General features: G+C 66.1%; 16 protein-coding genes. 9 read left to right on the top strand and 7 right to left on the bottom strand.

What is annotated here, in order from left to right; all coding sequences use genetic code 11:
* Nucleotides 1-11 precede the first annotated feature (11 nt).
* From AUL31_RS06540 to AUL31_RS06550, 3 genes are read left to right on the top strand one after another with little or no spacing between them, the layout of a single operon-like run.
* Nucleotides 12-980, top strand: coding sequence for an ABC transporter substrate-binding protein (locus AUL31_RS06540; protein WP_060603891.1), 969 nt, complete (start codon nt 12-14; stop codon nt 978-980).
* Nucleotides 977-1,858 carry an ABC transporter permease gene (locus AUL31_RS06545; RefSeq protein ID WP_060603218.1) on the top strand — a complete coding sequence of 294 codons (882 nt, stop codon included), beginning with the start codon at nt 977-979 and terminating at the stop codon, nt 1,856-1,858. Before AUL31_RS06540 ends, AUL31_RS06545 begins: the two co-directional genes overlap by 4 nt.
* Complete coding sequence (locus AUL31_RS06550) at nt 1,855-2,652, top strand: ABC transporter ATP-binding protein (RefSeq protein WP_060603221.1); 798 nt, start codon at nt 1,855-1,857, stop codon at nt 2,650-2,652. Before AUL31_RS06545 ends, AUL31_RS06550 begins: the two co-directional genes overlap by 4 nt.
* 46 nt (nt 2,653-2,698) lie before the next feature.
* Here the strand turns inward: AUL31_RS06550 and otnC are convergent, their stop codons facing one another.
* The 5 genes from otnC to ltnD are packed head-to-tail and all read right to left on the bottom strand — an operon-like array spanning nt 2,699 to nt 7,073.
* Nucleotides 2,699-3,319, bottom strand: a complete 621-nt coding sequence (gene otnC, locus AUL31_RS06555) for a 3-oxo-tetronate 4-phosphate decarboxylase (RefSeq protein ID WP_060603224.1) — start codon at nt 3,317-3,319, stop codon at nt 2,699-2,701.
* On the bottom strand, nt 3,316-4,098 hold the full coding sequence (locus tag AUL31_RS06560; protein ID WP_060603227.1) for a DeoR/GlpR family DNA-binding transcription regulator: 783 nt from the start codon (nt 4,096-4,098) through the stop codon (nt 3,316-3,318). Before AUL31_RS06560 ends, otnC begins: the two co-directional genes overlap by 4 nt.
* Before the next feature lies 1 nt (nt 4,099).
* Nucleotides 4,100-4,879, bottom strand: a complete 780-nt coding sequence (gene otnI, locus AUL31_RS06565; protein WP_060603230.1) for a 2-oxo-tetronate isomerase — start codon at nt 4,877-4,879, stop codon at nt 4,100-4,102.
* A 2-nt stretch (nt 4,880-4,881) separates the two neighbouring features.
* Nucleotides 4,882-6,165 (bottom strand): 3-oxo-tetronate kinase, encoded by a 1,284-nt coding sequence (otnK, locus tag AUL31_RS06570; protein WP_060603233.1) that lies wholly within the window; start codon nt 6,163-6,165, stop codon nt 4,882-4,884.
* On the bottom strand, nt 6,165-7,073 hold the full coding sequence (ltnD, locus tag AUL31_RS06575; RefSeq protein WP_060603236.1) for an L-threonate dehydrogenase: 909 nt from the start codon (nt 7,071-7,073) through the stop codon (nt 6,165-6,167). The genes otnK and ltnD overlap by 1 nt, the downstream gene beginning before the upstream one ends.
* 171 nt (nt 7,074-7,244) lie before the next feature.
* Here ltnD and AUL31_RS06580 point away from each other — a divergent pair, with 171 nt between their 5' ends.
* The 4 genes from AUL31_RS06580 (at nt 7,245) to AUL31_RS06595 (ending at nt 11,669) form a co-directional block, all read left to right on the top strand.
* On the top strand, nt 7,245-8,513 hold the full coding sequence (locus AUL31_RS06580; protein ID WP_060603239.1) for a glycerate kinase type-2 family protein: 1,269 nt from the start codon (nt 7,245-7,247) through the stop codon (nt 8,511-8,513).
* 76 nt (nt 8,514-8,589) lie between these two features.
* Nucleotides 8,590-9,477 carry an acetylglutamate kinase gene (argB, locus tag AUL31_RS06585; RefSeq protein WP_039189004.1) on the top strand — a complete coding sequence of 296 codons (888 nt, stop codon included), beginning with the start codon at nt 8,590-8,592 and terminating at the stop codon, nt 9,475-9,477.
* Nucleotides 9,478-9,557: 80 nt separating this feature from the next.
* Nucleotides 9,558-10,862, top strand: coding sequence for an MFS transporter (locus AUL31_RS06590; RefSeq protein WP_060603243.1), 1,305 nt, complete (start codon nt 9,558-9,560; stop codon nt 10,860-10,862).
* 66 nt (nt 10,863-10,928) lie between these two features.
* Nucleotides 10,929-11,669, top strand: coding sequence for a pyrimidine 5'-nucleotidase (locus tag AUL31_RS06595; RefSeq protein ID WP_060603894.1), 741 nt, complete (start codon nt 10,929-10,931; stop codon nt 11,667-11,669).
* On the opposite strand, the gene AUL31_RS06600 is transcribed toward AUL31_RS06595, so the two are convergent.
* A complete protein-coding gene (locus AUL31_RS06600; RefSeq protein ID WP_060603246.1) occupies nt 11,652-11,933 on the bottom strand; it encodes a hypothetical protein in 282 nt (93 codons plus the stop codon). The genes AUL31_RS06595 and AUL31_RS06600 overlap by 18 nt on opposite strands.
* Nucleotides 11,934-12,046: 113 nt before the next feature.
* Nucleotides 12,047-12,904, bottom strand: a complete 858-nt coding sequence (locus AUL31_RS06605; RefSeq protein WP_060603250.1) for an LOG family protein — start codon at nt 12,902-12,904, stop codon at nt 12,047-12,049.
* Nucleotides 12,905-13,000: 96 nt separating this feature from the next.
* On the opposite strand from AUL31_RS06605, the gene dapD reads away from it, so the two are divergent.
* Nucleotides 13,001-13,846, top strand: a complete 846-nt coding sequence (gene dapD, locus AUL31_RS06610; RefSeq protein ID WP_060603254.1) for a 2,3,4,5-tetrahydropyridine-2,6-dicarboxylate N-succinyltransferase — start codon at nt 13,001-13,003, stop codon at nt 13,844-13,846.
* A gap of 18 nt (nt 13,847-13,864) precedes the next feature.
* Nucleotides 13,865-15,094, top strand: coding sequence for a lytic murein transglycosylase (locus tag AUL31_RS06615; RefSeq protein ID WP_060603256.1), 1,230 nt, complete (start codon nt 13,865-13,867; stop codon nt 15,092-15,094).
* Nucleotides 15,095-15,099 lie beyond the last annotated feature (5 nt).

Here is a 15,099-nt window from a genome sequence, read left to right on the forward strand (position 1 = left end):
GGATTCCAGACATGCGCAAGACGGCCCTCGCCCTCGTCACCGCCCTTTCTCTGTCCACGTCGGCCTTTGCTACGGCGGCCTTCGCCGCCGACGCCAGCGTGGCGGTGACGGCCATCGTGGAGCATCCCGCGCTCGACGCCGTGCGCGACGGCGTCAAGGAAGCGCTCGAGGAAGCCGGCTTCAAGGACGGCGAAAACCTGACATTCAGCTACGAGTCCGCGCAGGGCAATCCCGGTACGGCGGCGCAGATCGCCCGTCAGTTCATCGGTGAGGGGCCGGACGTCATCGTCGCTATCTCGACGCCCTCGGCGCAGGCCGTGGTATCGGCCACGCGTGACATTCCGGTGGTCTTCACCGCCGTCACCGACCCGGTCGGCGCGCAGCTCGTCCAGTCGATGGAGGCGCCCGGCGGCAACGTCACGGGTATTTCCGACATGTCGCCCGTGGCCGAGCATGTCGCCCTGATCCAGGAAATCCTGCCGCAGGCCAAGACGATCGGCTTTCTCTACAATCCGGGCGAAACCAACTCGGTCTCATCGCTCGCCGCGCTGAAGACGGCCGCTGAAGCGGCCGGGCTCTCGGTGGTCGAATCCACGGCCTCCCGGTCGTCCGAGGTCCAGAACGCGGCGCGCGCGCTGGTCGGCCGGGCCGACGTGATGTACGTGCCGACCGACAACACCATCGTCTCGGCCCTGGAATCCACCGTCGGCGTTGCCGAGGAAAGCGATGTGCCGCTGGTGACCGCCGATACCGACTCGGTCAGCCGTGGCGCCCTCGCCGCGCTCGGATTCAACTATCACGAGGTCGGCAAGGAAACCGGCGCCGTGGTGGTGCGCATCCTGAACGGCGAGACGGCCGGCGATATTCCCGTCGCGGTAGCGTCCGGCTCCAACCTCGTCGTCAACAAGGCCGCCGCAGAGAAGATGGGCGTGACCCTTCCGGCGGCCATTCTCGAGCGCGCCAACCAGGTCGTCGAATGAGCCAATTCGCTTTCTTCGGGGCGGTCGAACTCGGCCTCGTCTTCGCCTTCGTGGCGATGGGCGTATACCTTGCCTTTCGTATCCTCGACTTTCCCGACCTGACGGTCGACGGCTCGTTTCCGCTCGGTGCGGCGGTTGCGGCCGTGCTGATCCTTGCCGGATGGAACCCCTGGGCCGCAACGGGCGTCGCCATGCTGGCCGGCGCCTGCGCCGGCCTGGTGACCGCCGCGCTGAACGTCCAGTTCCGCATTTTGAACCTTCTGGCGTCGATCCTGACGATGATCGCGCTGTTCTCCATCAATCTGCGCATCATGGGCCGCCCCAACATCGCGCTGATCAACCAGGATACGATGCTGACGCCCTTCTATGGGCACGGCCTTCCCGATTACTACGTTCGTCCGCTGTTCGTCTTCGTGCTCGTGGTCATCGTACTCATCGCACTCTGGCGCTTCCTGGAAAGCGATATCGGCCTTGCCATGCGCGCCACCGGCGCCAACCCGCGCATGGCGCGGGCGCAGGGCGTCAAGACAAACCGGCTTATCTATCTGGGCATGGCCATCTCCAACGCGCTCGTCGCATTGGGCGGCTCGCTGTTTGCGCAGACCAACGGCTTTGCCGACGTCACCTCGGGCGTCGGAACCATCGTCGTCGGCCTTGCCGCGGTGATCGTTGGCGAAACCCTGTTCCGGTCTCGCCTTCTGGCCATCGCGCTGATCGGCTGCGTGGCCGGGTCCATCCTGTATCGCATCGCCATCCAGACGGCCCTGTCCACCGACGCGCTCGGGCTCAAGGCATCGGACCTGAACCTCGTTACCGCCGCTCTCGTGGCCATCGCCCTCATCCTGCCGCGCCTGCGCCGCGGAGGAGCATCCACATGATCGAACTCAGCCAGATCGGCGTTACCTTCGGGCGGGGTACGCCGCTGGAAAAGAAGGCGCTTGCCGGCCTCGACCTCACCATCGACAACGGGGCCTTCGTTACGGTCATCGGCTCAAACGGGGCGGGCAAGTCCACCATGCTCGGCGTTCTGGCCGGCGACGTGCTGCCCACCGAGGGGCGCGTGACCATCGGCGGCAAGGACGTCACCCGGCGCGATACGGCCGACAGGGCACGGCTTGTCGCACGCGTGTTCCAGGACCCGCTGACCGGAAGTTGCGGCGCATTGACGATCGAGGAAAACCTCGCGCTGGCCGCCGCACGCGGCAAGCGGCGCGGTCTTGGCTCCGCTTTGTCGTCCCGCCGCCGCGACATGTTCCGCGAGCGGGTCTCGGCCCTGCGCCTTGGCCTGGAAGACCGGATGGGCGATCGCATGGATCTTCTGTCCGGCGGCCAGCGTCAGGCGCTGTCGCTGGTCATGGCGACGCTGGCAGGCAGCGAGGTCCTGCTTCTGGACGAGCATACCGCCGCGTTGGACCCCGGCATGGCCGAGTTTGTGATGGAGCTCACCCAAAGGCTGGTTTCCGAGCACCGGTTGACGACACTGATGGTCACCCATTCGATGCGGCAGGCGCTGGATTTCGGCACCCGAACGGTGATGCTGCATGGCGGCCGCGTGGTGCTGGACGTTGCCGGCGACAGCCGCCACGGCCTGACGGTGGAAGATTTGATCGAGATGTTCCGCAAGGTGCGCGGCGGCGGCGAGCTGGACGACGACAAGCTGCTGACAAGCTGAGGTTCCAAAGGGTCCGCCGGGTGCCTCCATTGCGCGGCGGTGCCGCTCAGCCCATCAGCTCCCGCACCTCGTCCTCGCTCAAGGGTTTGGTCTTCATGCCCTGCAGCAGAAGATGCAGCTTGGCCGTCTCTTCCAGCTCCTCGAGCGCATAGAGGGCTTCGTTCAAACCCTTGCCGGCAATGACGGGGCCATGATTGGCCAAAAGAACGCAGGCGTGCTTGACGGCTGCGTCGCGCACCGCATCGGCAAGGCTTGTGTCTCCCGGCCGATAGTACGGCACAAGGGCAAGCTCGCCCACCCGCATGACGTAATAGGCGGTCAGCGGCGGCAGCACCGGGCAGCCCTCCGGATGGTCCAGGCAGGATACCGCCACCGAATGGGTGGAATGGGTGTGGATGATGGCTTCCGCCTCGTTGCGCACCGCATAGACCGAGGTGTGCAGGAACGCTTCCTTCGATGGCTTGTCGCCACTCACAAGGCGGCCCTGCGCATCCAGCTTCGACAGACGCTCCGGGTCGAGATCGCCAAGGCAGGTGTTGGTGGGCGTCATGAGCCAGCCATCGTCGATGCGCATGCTGAGATTGCCGGCCGTGCCGTGGACAAGGCCACGATGGTACAGACGCTCGCCCATGCGGCACAGGCAGTCGCGTGCCTTCGCCTCGTTCATGCCGTTTCTCCTCCGCCGCGTATGACGCTGAGCCCCAGATCTTCCAACGCCTCGACGCATTCCGGCGCAAAGTCGGCGTCCGTCACCAGCGTGTCGAAAGCCTGCATCGGCAGCGATGCGTAGGGCGCGCGCCGGCCGAACTTCGAGCTGTCGGCCAGAAGCACGGACGATGCGGCGCTGGCCACCGCCGCCTCCTTCACCACGCCCTTGCCGGGATCGGTCACCGAAAGGCCGGCGTTCGAGAAGGACGAGGTAGAGATGAAGGCAATGTCGAACTGGAAGGCCCGTATGGCGCGCGCCGCATTGTCGCCGATGGCCGACCGGTTCTCCCGGTCGACCAGCCCGCCCGTGTGATGCAGCACGGAGCCGCCCTGGCTGGACAGAAGCTCCATGACGGCAAAATCATTGGTGACGATGGTCAGGTCGTCGCGCCGCGCCAACCGTGCCGCAAGGGCAAGGATGGTCGTGCCCGCGTCGAGATAGATGGACGCCCCCGGCGGAACAAGGCGTGCCGCCGCCGCGCCGATCGCCGCCTTTGCCGTACGGTTCAACGCCGCCTTCGCCGCGTGCGGCGCCTCACGCGAGACGGTCGGGTCGGCCAGGCGCACCCCTCCGGCGATGGCGATCACGCGTCCCGCCTCTTCAAGGCTGCGGATATCGCGCCGCACCGTCATGTGGGACACTTTCAGAAGCCGCGTCAGTTCGGCGATGCCGACCGCGGGCCGCTGGCTGACGAGGTCCACGATCCGGCTTTGCCGCTCTGCCGGAATAAGGGCCATCTCAGCCACCAAGCCAGGGCCGCGTCCAGCCGAGGCCGGCGACGGTTCCGTTGCGCGGATTGTATTCGCAGCCCACGAAGCCCTGATATCCGAGCTGGTCCAGAACCTTCAGCATATGCCCGAAATCCACCTCGCCCGTGTCGGGCTCGTGCCGCTCGGGCACGGAAGCGATCTGCACATGGGCAAAACGCCCGTTCAGCTGCTCGGCAAGCCGGGTCAGGTCACCATCCATGATCTGGGCGTGATACAGGTCGAACTGCACCGCGATGTTGGGTCGCTCCACGGCCGCGCACAGCTCGGCCGCCTCCTCCTGGTGGGCCACGAAATAGCCGGGCACGTCCCGCGTGTTCAGCGCCTCGACCAGAATGGTGATGCCGTCAGCGGCGAACATGTCGCAGGCCACCCGCATATTGGCGATGAAGGTGTTGCGGCACTCGACTGGGTCGAGGCCCCTGGTGATGCCGGACATGGCATGCACCCGGCTGACGCCGAGGGTGCGGGCATAGGCCAGCGCGATGCCCGCATTACGGGCAAATTCGGCCTCCCGGCCCGGTATGGCGGCCATGCCCCGCTCGCCGGCGGCCCAGTTTCCCGGCGGCATGTTGAAGAGCGCTATTTCCAGCCCATGGCGTTGGATGCGCTCGGCGATCTCCTCCGGCCTGTGCTCGTAGGGAAACAGAAATTCGACGGCTGTGAAGCCGTTGTCCGCCGCCGCCTCGAACCTGTCGAGAAAGGGCACTTCGGTGAACATCATGGTCAGATTGGCTGCAAGACGCGGCATGGTTACTGCCCCTCCCGGGCTGGCGCGGCGCGCGCAAGGTCCTGCGCCTCGAAGAAGAAGCGCTCCTGGCCGAAATTGCCGCTTTTCAGCGCCAGCGATATCGGCTTGTCGACGGCGCGCACGAAGGGCACGCCCGGTGCGATACGCGGCCCGATATGGAAGCCGCCGATCTCCAGCGCCTGGCTGACGGTGCCCGACGTCTCGCCGCCGGCCACGATGAATGTCTGGAAGCCTTCGGATTCCAGCTTCCGGGTGAGTGCATGGAACAAATCTTCCACCGCCGCGCTGGCTGCCTGGGCGCCCAGCCGCGACTGGATCTCGGCCAGCGCCTCCGGCCCGACCGTGGCGCTGACCAGAGGCGCATAGGCACCGCCCTCCACTGCCTTCACCTCGTCCAGCAGCCGGGTTGCGTAAGCATCCGTGTCGGCGATGGCCTCGTCCACGGATACGCGCACAACCGGCGCCGCTGCGGCATAGGCCGCCACCTGCCGGTTCGTCATCTGCGAGCACGAGCCGGACAGGAGGATCGTGCGCCCCGCGCCGGGGCGGCCGGCCGCCTCCGCATCTGACGGATCGCCGAGACCGTCCGTGTCGGCCATGCAGATGCCGTCGGCAAGGCCCGCTCCGCCCGTCACCAGACGCATGCCGGATACGGCAGCCCCAAGCGTTTTCAAATGCTCGGCGTTCAATGCGTCCAGCACCGCGTAGCGCACGCCGGCAGCCTTCAACTCCTGCAGCGCCGCGCGCACGGCATCGGGCCCGCGCTCCACGACGGCATAGGGCACGTTGCCGGCCCGCCCCTCCGACTGCGCCTCCATCAGGCGCATCAGGTTGGCGTCGGTCATCGGGTTCACCGGGTGGTGCCGCATGCCCGATTCGTTCATCGGCACGTCGCCGACGAAAAGGTAGCCCTGATAGATCGTGCGTCCGTTGACCGGTAGCGCCGGGCAGATCACGGTGAGCGTCTCGCCCATCGCCGCCATGAGCGCGTCGGTAACCGGGCCGATATTGCCCTGCGGGGTCGAGTCGAACGTCGAGCAATATTTGAAGAAGACCTGTTCGCAATCGCGCGCCATCAGCCATTCCAGGGCGGCCAGGCTTTCCGCCACCGCCTGCTCGACGGGCGCGGAACGCGACTTCAAGCTGATGACGACGGCATCGGCCGTCACCGTCTCGGCCGCATCCGGCACGCCGTTGAGCTGGATCGTGCCGAGGCCGTTGGCGACGAGGAAGCCGGCGATATCGGTCGCGCCGGTGAAATCGTCAGCAATAATTCCGAGGCGCATCAGGAGCCTGCCTTTCCGGGCAGGTCTATGCCTGCAAAAGTCTTGATAACGGCGCTGTCCGCCTCAGCCCCGAAGCCGGCATTGCTGGCGTTCTGGTACATGGCGAAAGCAGTAGAGGCGAGCGGCAGCGGAAACTTCAGCGCGCGGCCTGTTTCGGTGACGATGCCCATATCCTTGACGAAGATGTCGACAGCCGATGTCGGCGTGTAATCACCCGACACCACGGCCTTCATCCTGTCCTCGAACATCCAGCTATTGCCGGCGGCATGGGTGACGACATCGTACATCAGGTCAAGCGGTATGCCCGCGCGGGCGGCCAGGGCCATGGCCTCCGCCCCGGCGGCGATGTGCACCCCGGCCAGAAGCTGGTGCACCACCTTGACGGTTGCCCCCTGCCCGATCTCGGGGCCGACCTCGTAGACCTTCTCGGCAACGGCGGACAAGACGGGGCGCAAGGCGGCGAAAGCCTCGGCAGAACCCGCCGCCATCACCGTCATCGCACCGACCGCCGCCTTGGCCGCGCCGCCGGATACGGGGGCATCCAGCATCACAAGCCCGCGCTCGGCCAGCATGGTGCCGAAGCGGCGGGCATCCTGCGGCGCAATGGTGGCCGATATCATGACAGCCGTGCCGGGCCTGAGCGCGGAAGCTATCCCCGCTTCGCCGAACAGAACCGCCTCCACCTGCGCGGCGTTCACCACCAGCACCAGCACGGCGTCCAGCCGGCTGGCGAAGACCCGTCCGTCGGGCCCGGCATCCACCGCGCCGGCATCGCGCAGCGCCGCGCAGGCCGTGTCGCTGATGTCGACTCCGAAGGTCGGCAGGCCCGCCGCTATGCATGAGCGCGCGGCGCCCATGCCCATGGAGCCCAGGCCGATCACGCAGACGGCCGGCTTGTGTTCGCTCATGATGGATAGTCCTCCCCTACCGCTGAACAGTTAAGCCGCCCGGACCCGATCCGTCCAGAGCCGATTAACAAATCGCCACATGTTTGTGTGAAAATTTGTGAAAGTGCGCCGCCGGATATCCACGGTTATGACTATGCGGGATGATCGATTCGGCCGGGAGGGGTTCAGGCGATGTCCATGCGAGGGGAGCAGGCGCGCGCGGCGCTGCAGGAAATCTTCATGGCGGGCGTTGCCAGCGCCGATCCGCTGACGGTTCTGGCTGCGCATCTGCCGAGCCCACCGGCAAACGGGCGTGTCGTCGTCGTCGGCGCCGGCAAGTCGGCCGCCACGATGGCCCGGGCGGTGGAGATTGCCTGGCCCGACGTGCCGTTGACCGGCGTCGTCGTGACCCGCTACGGCCATGCCGTGCCGACCGACAGGATCGAGGTTCTGGAGGCGTCCCATCCGGTGCCCGACGAGGCCAGCGAAGCGGCCGGCCGCAGGATTTTGCAGGCGGTTTCCGGCCTGACCGCGGACGACCTCGTGCTTGCGCTCATTTCCGGTGGCGGCTCGGCGCTGATGACGGTGCCGGCACCGGGACTGACGCTCGACGACAAGAAGGCCGTCAACCGGCTGCTTCTGGATAGCGGCGCCGGCATCAATGAAATGAACATGGTTCGGCGGCGGTTGTCGGCGGTCAAGGGCGGCCGGCTTGCGGCTGCCGCCCATCCGGCACGGCTGGTGACGCTGGCCATTTCGGACGTGCCGGGCGACGACCCGCGCGCCATCGCCTCCGGCCCGACCGTACCGGATGTGGGCGATGACGCGGCGCTTGCGGCCCTGGTGTCGCGGCTCGAAGACAAGCTGCCCGAGCGCGTCGTCCGCCTGCTGAAGGCGGAGCGGCCCGCCGTGCCCGAAGGCGCGCCGGATTTCCGTCTGATCGCAACGCCGGCCATGGCGCTGGAGGCGGCAGCAGACAAGGCCCGCGCACTGGGCTTCGTGCCTTTGATCCTCGGCGACGCACTGGAAGGAGAATCCCGCGAGCTTGGACGCGTCCTGGCAGGGATCGCCTTGTCCGCACGCCACCACGGCCACCCGGTGAAAGGGCCGGCCGTCCTTCTTTCGGGGGGCGAGACGACGGTGACGATCGGCTCCACCGCGCCGGGACGTGGCGGCCGCAATACGGAATGCCTCCTGGCGATGGCGCTGGCGCTGAAGGGCGAGGCCGGCATCTTCGCGGTTTCGGGCGATACCGATGGTATCGACGGCACCGAGGACGCGGCGGGAGCCATGATCGCGCCCGACACGCTGGCGCGTGCGGCGGCTGCCGGTTTCGAGCCCGCATCCATCCTTGCAGGCCACGACAGCTACAGCCTGTTCGCTGCCATCGGCGACCTCGTCGTCACGGGCCCGACGCTGACCAACGTCAACGACCTGCGCGCGATCCTCGTCGACGGATGACGGAATTGCCGCTTCAAACCGTCATTGAAACGCTCTACAACCCCGCGCGACTTCGAGGAGACAGCGCGTGAGCCAGATGACCGACGACCGCGAGAAGCAAGCCAGCCTGCTGGCGGAAGCCCTGCCCTTCATGCAGGCCTACGAAAACAAGACGGTCGTGGTGAAATATGGTGGCCACGCCATGGGCAATGCCGATCTTGGACGCGCCTTCGCCCGCGACATCGCGCTTCTGAAGCAGTCCGGCATCAACCCCATCGTCGTGCATGGCGGCGGGCCGCAGATCGGCCGGATGCTCGACAAGATGGGCATCGAAAGCCGGTTCGAGGGCGGCTTGCGCGTCACCGACCAGCGCACGGTCGAGATTGTCGAGATGGTTCTGGCCGGCTCGATCAACAAGGAGATCGTCGCCCTCATCAACGCCGAGGGCGAATGGGCGATCGGCCTGTGCGGCAAGGACGGCAACATGGTCTTCGCCGAAAAAGCGCGTAAGACCATGCGTGACCCCGATTCCAACATCGAACGCGTGCTGGACCTGGGTTTCGTCGGCGAGCCGGTCGAGGTGGACCGCACGCTCTTGGACCTGCTGGCCCGGTCGGAGATGATACCGGTCATCGCGCCGGTCGCGCCAGGCCGCGACGGCCACACCTACAACATCAATGCCGACACCTTCGCCGGTGCGATCGCCGGCGCCGTGCGCGCCTCTCGCCTGTTGTTCCTGACGGATGTGCCGGGCGTGCTCGACAAGGACAAGACCCTCATCAAGGAGCTGTCCGTGTCGCAGGCGCGGGAGTTGATTGCCGATGGCACCATCAGTGGCGGCATGATCCCGAAGGTGGAAACCTGCATCGAGGCCATCGACAGGGGCGTCGAAGGCGTGGTCATTCTGAACGGCAAGGTGCTGCACGCCGTGCTGCTGGAGCTTCTGACCGAGCACGGGGCCGGCACGCTCATCGTGCCGGGCTGATAGCCGGCGGCAGGGTTGCGGCCTGGCGTAACTTGCGTTACTGCGATGCACAAAATTCAGCATCATCGAAAGCGCAAGTCGTGCAAGCCGCAACCACCGAAGCGAAGCCGGTCAACTCCAAAGGCCGGGTCCTGTTCGCCAGCCTTATCGGCACAACCATCGAATTTTTCGATTTCTACATCTACGCGACCGCCGCGGTCATCGTATTTCCGCACCTTTTCTTCCCGTCCGCGGACCCGACGTCGGCCACGCTGCAGTCGCTGGCCACCTTTGCCATCGCCTTCTTCGCGCGGCCGATCGGCGCGGCGATCTTCGGCCATTACGGCGACCGCATCGGACGCAAGGCGACCCTGGTTGCGGCGCTGATGACCATGGGCCTGTCCACCGTCATCATCGGAGCCCTGCCCACCTATGCGCAGGTCGGTGTGGTGGCGCCGCTGCTGCTGGCGCTCTGCCGCCTCGGACAGGGCCTCGGCCTCGGCGGCGAGTGGGGCGGCGCGGTGCTGCTGGCAACGGAGAACGCGCCCAAGGGCAAGGAAGCCTGGTACGGAATGTTCCCGCAGCTCGGCGCGCCCATCGGCTTCATCTGCGCAACGGGCAGCTTCCTGCTGCTCAGCGATTTCCTGACGGAAGAGCAGTTCTTTTCCTGGGGCTGGCGCGTGCCCTTCCTGGCCAGCGCGCTGCTGGTGTTCATCGGTCTCTGGGTGCGCCTGAAGATCCACGAGACGCCGGCCTTCCAGAAGACGCTCGACAAGCAGGAGCGCGTGTCCGTTCCGCTGGTGTCGATCTTCTCCAGCTACAAGACCGAACTGGTGCTGGGCACCATCGCGGCGCTCGCCACCTTTACGCTGTTCTACATCATGACGGTGTTCTCGCTGTCGTGGGGCACCTCGCAGATCGGCCTTGGCTATACGCGCGGGGAATTCCTGCCCATCCAGATGCTGGGCGTCGTCTTCTTCGGCCTGCTCATCCCGGTCTCCGCCGTCCTGGCCGATCGTTTCGGGCGGCGCAACGTGCTGCTGGGTACGGCGCTTGCCATCTGCGTCTTCGGCTTCTTCATGCCGGCGCTGTTCGGCGGCGGTTCGCTGGCGGGCGTCATCGCCTTCTCGGTGATCGGCTTTGCGTTGATGGGCATGACCTACGGTCCGCTCGGCACGGCGCTTGCCGAGTTGTTCCCCACGGCGGTGCGCTACACCGGCTCGTCGATGACCTTCAATCTCGGCGGCATCGTCGGGGCGTCGCTGGCACCCTATATCGCAACGTCTCTGGCAACGTCCTACGGTATTGCGTCGGTGGGCTACTATCTGTCCATCGCCGGTTTCCTGACGGCGCTGGCGCTGTTCGCCATCCCGGCCAAGCCCAAGGCCATGATCGCATCGGGCTGAGACAAAAGGACTGCCGCGCCCTCCACCGAGGGTGCGGCTTCAATGCTTACGGCGCGAGGCCCGATCATGTCCGGAAACGATACTGTCTCCCGCACGCGGGACGCCTGCCCGGACGATTTCAGGGGCGTGCGCGACTGGGTCTTCGATCTCGACAACACGCTCTACCCCCGGCATGTCGACCTGTTTTCACAGATCGACCAGCGGATGACGTCCTTCGTCTCCGACCTGCTGCAACTGCCGCGCGACGAAGCGCGTGTATTGCAGAAGGATTTCTACCGCAGCCACGGCACAACTCTTCGCGGGCTGATGGTCGAGCACGGAATAGAAGCGGATGCGTTTCTGAACTACGTCCACGATATCGACTATTCGTGGCTGGACCCCGATCCGGAGCTGGGCGCGTTCATTCGCGCCCTTCCCGGGCGCAAGTTCATCTTCACCAATGGCGACAGGGGCCATGCGGAGCGCACTGCGCACCAGCTCGGCATACTCGACGCCTTCGAGGATATCTTCGACATCGTCGCCGCCGGCCTGATACCCAAGCCGGCTGCCGAGACCTACGACAAGTTCATGGGGCTGCATCGCATCGACACGGCCAATGCGGTGATGTTCGAGGATCTGTCGCGCAACCTGGAAGTGCCCAAGGCGCTCGGCATGAAGACCGTATTGGTGGTGCCGCGCAATTTCGAGGCGACACTCGGCGACATCTGGGAGCATGAGGGCCGCGACGGCGCTCATATAGACTTCGTCACCGACGACCTGAAGCTGTTTCTGCAGCGTATCGACGCCGCATCAATCTCCGAGAAGTGAGCGCCCGCGTCCTGCCAGCGGCGGGATGATCTTGGACCGCCGCTTCGTCACCGGCTCGGACGAGCCAAGATGCGCACGATTGTCCTCCAGCACGGCATCGTCGGGGCGGCCCTCCCGCATGGCGGCCGTATGGGCGGCCCGGCGGTCCTGTTCGCTACGCGCATCGATGTCCCGCGCGGCGTCGCCCGGTTGCCGCGAATGGCCGTCCGTGTCGCGTGCCTGTTGCTCGGCCATCATGTCGTTGTCGGTATCGAACTCGCCCATCGCTCCAGCTCCGCACGGCGACAAGCCGTGACTGTTCCGTGTGTGTGTGTCGCGGCGGCATGGATCATGCCGCCTGTCGGTGTAACGGAGGGCTGTAGCCCGAGGTTCCCGCTTTACGGCAGGTCGTAGAAGGCGCGGATGATCTCCCACCCCTCTTCCGCGGTCTCCGCATAGGAGATCAGGTCGACGTCTTCCGGAGCGATCGTGCCTTCCTGCGCCAGGAAGCCGAAATCGATCAGCCCGTCCCAGAACGCCTTTCCGAACAGGATGACGGGCATCCGCTCCATGCGCCCTGTCTGGATCAGCGTCAGCGCTTCCATCAGCTCGTCGAGCGTTCCGAAGCCGCCGGGAAAGATCGCCATTGCCCGCGCACGCAACAGGAAGTGCATCTTGCGGATCGCGAAATAGTGAAAGTTGAAGCACAGCTCCGGCGTCACGAACAGGTTCGGCGCCTGCTCGTGCGGAAGCGTGATGTTGAGCGCGATCGATACCGCGCCGACATCGGCCGCCCCCCGGTTGCCGGCTTCCATCACGCCGGGACCGCCGCCGGTGACGATGACGAATTCCTTGCCGCCCGACGAATTGGCCGAATGCGTCGACGCCAGCGCGGCGAAACGGCGCGCGACTTCGTAATAGCGGGAATTGGCCTCCAGCCGCTCCTTCTGCGCCGGAGTGCGCGCCGCCCATGCCGGCGTTCCCGGCTCCGGTATGCGCGCCCCGCCGAACAGGACCACCGTCGAGAGGATGCCGGCCTCCAGCAGCGCCATTTCCGGCTTCAGCATTTCGAGCTGCAAACGCACGCTGCGCAACGGCTCGGAGGTGAGGAAATCGTCGTCGGCATAGGCGAGCCGGTAGGTGGGCGACCGGGTCTGCGGCGTATCGGGCGTCCGCTCGACGGCCTCGCTGTCGTCCGCTGCCGAGGCCGGAAACGGGTCCCAGGTCTTGCCATCCTCTTTGCGCCGTTCCGTCATACCTGAGCCTTCCTCACATCCATGCACTCGATTGACCATAGGAGGGCCTTCTACTAGGAGGTCGATGAGCTTTCAAACAGGGGATGCCGCAAAGCGATGACGGATCACGCCGCACTGGAAAAGACCATCGATGCCGCTTTCGAGGCACGCGACGGTATCGACGCCACGACGCAGGGGCAGGTGCGCGATGCGGTCGACGCCGCGTTGGCCCTTCTGGACTGCGGCGAGCGGCGCGTGGCCGAGCGCGGCGCCGACGGCACATGGGTGGTCAACCAGTGGTTGAAGAAGGCCGTCCTCCTGTCATTCCGTCTCAATGACATGTCCGTCATCCCCGGCGGTCCGGGACAGGCGAACTGGTGGGACAAGGTGCCCTCCAAGTTCGATGGCTGGGGTGCGGAAGAGTTCCGCGGCGCCGGCTTCCGCGCCGTGCCCGGAGCCATCGTGCGCCGATCGGCCCACGTGGCGAAAAACGTTGTGCTGATGCCGTCCTTCGTCAATCTCGGCGCCTATGTCGGCGAAGGCACCATGGTGGATACCTGGGCCACCGTCGGCTCGTGCGCGCAGATCGGCGCCCATGTCCACCTTTCGGGCGGCGTCGGCATCGGCGGCGTGCTGGAGCCGTTGCAGGCCGGGCCCACCATCATCGAAGACAACTGCTTCATCGGTGCGCGGTCCGAGGTGGTCGAGGGCTGCATCGTGCGCGAAGGCGCCGTCCTCGGCATGGGCGTCTATATCGGACAGTCCACCAAGATCGTCGACCGCGCCACGGGCGAGGTCTTCTACGGAGAGGTGCCGCCCTATTCCGTGGTCGTCGCCGGCACCATGCCGGGCAAACCCATCGGCAACGAGCCGGGGCCGAGCCTGTACTGCGCGGTGATCGTCAAGCGCGTGGACGAGAAGACCCGCTCCAAGACATCCATCAACGAGCTTCTGCGAAGCTGATCCGAAAGGTGGACGACCATGATTTCCCGCATCGCCATCCTGATCGTCACGCTGTTCGCCATCCTGACATCGCCTGCTTCCGCACAAACGACGGAGGCGGGCTTCCGCACCTTTCTGGAGCAGCAGATCTGGCCGGAGGCACGGGCCAAGGGCGTATCGCGCGGCACGTTCGACGCGGCGCTCGGCGGCGTGAAGCCCAATCTGAAGCTGCCCGACCTCGTCCTTCCGGGCCAGTCGGGCGAGGTTGCCGAAAAGCAGCACCAGGCCGAGTTCCAAAGCCCGGCCGCCTACTTCAAGGAAAGCAACGTCGCATCCGTCGCCGCGCGCGGCCGCAGCCTGCTGCAGCAGCATGCCGCGACGCTGAAGCGTATCGAGCAGCGCTATGGCGTACCGGGGCCCATCGTGGTGGCCATCTGGGGGCGCGAATCCGGCTTCGGCTCCGCCAGCATCCCGCATGATGCCTTCGAGGTGCTGGCAACGAAGGCCTATCTGGCCCGGCGCAAGGACATGTTCCGCGCCGAGCTGATCGCCGCACTGCAGATCGTGCAGGATGGCGACCTTTCGGTCAGGGACATGAAGTCGTCCTGGGCCGGCGCCCTTGGACAGCCGCAGTTCATGCCCACCAAGTTCCGCGCGCTGGCGGTGGATTTCGACGGCGACGGGCGCCGCGATATCTGGAATTCGGTGCCCGACACCCTCGCCTCGATCGCCCATTACCTGCAGCAATCCGGCTGGGTCGCGGGCCGCGACTGGGGTTTCGAGGCGAATGTGCCCGACGCCGTTTCCTGCACGCTGGAAGGGCCGGATCAGGGACGCCCGATCCGCGATTTCATCTCGGCCGGCGTGACGCGCGTTTCCGGCCGCCCCTTCCCCCCGCATGAAACGTCCGCCACCGGCCACCTGTTGATGCCGGCCGGGCGCATGGGGCCGGCCTTCATCGCAACGCCGAACTTTTACGTCATCAAGCAGTACAACAACTCCGATCTCTACGCGCTGTTCATCGGGCATGTCGCAGACAGGATGCAGGGCGGCGGCGCCTTCCGTGGCGGCTGGGTGAAGGTGGATGGCGTATCGCGCGGCGACGTGGCGCGCATGCAGCAACGGCTGCAGGCGATGGGGCGCGATGTCGGCGGTGCCGATGGCCTGCCCGGCTTCAAGACACGCCGCAGCATCGGCGCCTTCGAAGCCGAGAACGGGCTGCGCGTCGATTGCTGGCCGACGGCCGAGTTGAAGAAGCACCTGAACTGAGATCG

It is taken from the genome of Aureimonas altamirensis, assembly GCF_001463885.1.
Classification (GTDB): Bacteria; Pseudomonadota; Alphaproteobacteria; order Rhizobiales; family Rhizobiaceae; genus Aureimonas; species Aureimonas altamirensis.

Coding starts and splice junctions, on each gene's coding strand:
- AUL31_RS06560 (WP_060603227.1), bottom strand. CDS start 4,098: ATGGCCCTTATTCCGGCAGAGCGGCAAAGCCGGATCGTGGACCTCGTC.
- AUL31_RS06605 (WP_060603250.1), bottom strand. CDS start 12,904: ATGACGGAACGGCGCAAAGAGGATGGCAAGACCTGGGACCCGTTTCCG.
- otnI (WP_060603230.1), bottom strand. CDS start 4,879: ATGCCGCGTCTTGCAGCCAATCTGACCATGATGTTCACCGAAGTGCCC.
- AUL31_RS06540 (WP_060603891.1), top strand. CDS start 12: ATGCGCAAGACGGCCCTCGCCCTCGTCACCGCCCTTTCTCTGTCCACG.
- AUL31_RS06550 (WP_060603221.1), top strand. CDS start 1,855: ATGATCGAACTCAGCCAGATCGGCGTTACCTTCGGGCGGGGTACGCCG.
- AUL31_RS06545 (WP_060603218.1), top strand. CDS start 977: ATGAGCCAATTCGCTTTCTTCGGGGCGGTCGAACTCGGCCTCGTCTTC.
- otnK (WP_060603233.1), bottom strand. CDS start 6,165: ATGCGCCTCGGAATTATTGCTGACGATTTCACCGGCGCGACCGATATC.
- AUL31_RS06580 (WP_060603239.1), top strand. CDS start 7,245: ATGTCCATGCGAGGGGAGCAGGCGCGCGCGGCGCTGCAGGAAATCTTC.
- AUL31_RS06595 (WP_060603894.1), top strand. CDS start 10,929: ATGTCCGGAAACGATACTGTCTCCCGCACGCGGGACGCCTGCCCGGAC.
- ltnD (WP_060603236.1), bottom strand. CDS start 7,073: ATGAGCGAACACAAGCCGGCCGTCTGCGTGATCGGCCTGGGCTCCATG.
- argB (WP_039189004.1), top strand. CDS start 8,590: ATGACCGACGACCGCGAGAAGCAAGCCAGCCTGCTGGCGGAAGCCCTG.
- dapD (WP_060603254.1), top strand. CDS start 13,001: ATGACGGATCACGCCGCACTGGAAAAGACCATCGATGCCGCTTTCGAG.
- AUL31_RS06600 (WP_060603246.1), bottom strand. CDS start 11,933: ATGGGCGAGTTCGATACCGACAACGACATGATGGCCGAGCAACAGGCA.
- otnC (WP_060603224.1), bottom strand. CDS start 3,319: ATGAACGAGGCGAAGGCACGCGACTGCCTGTGCCGCATGGGCGAGCGT.
- AUL31_RS06615 (WP_060603256.1), top strand. CDS start 13,865: ATGATTTCCCGCATCGCCATCCTGATCGTCACGCTGTTCGCCATCCTG.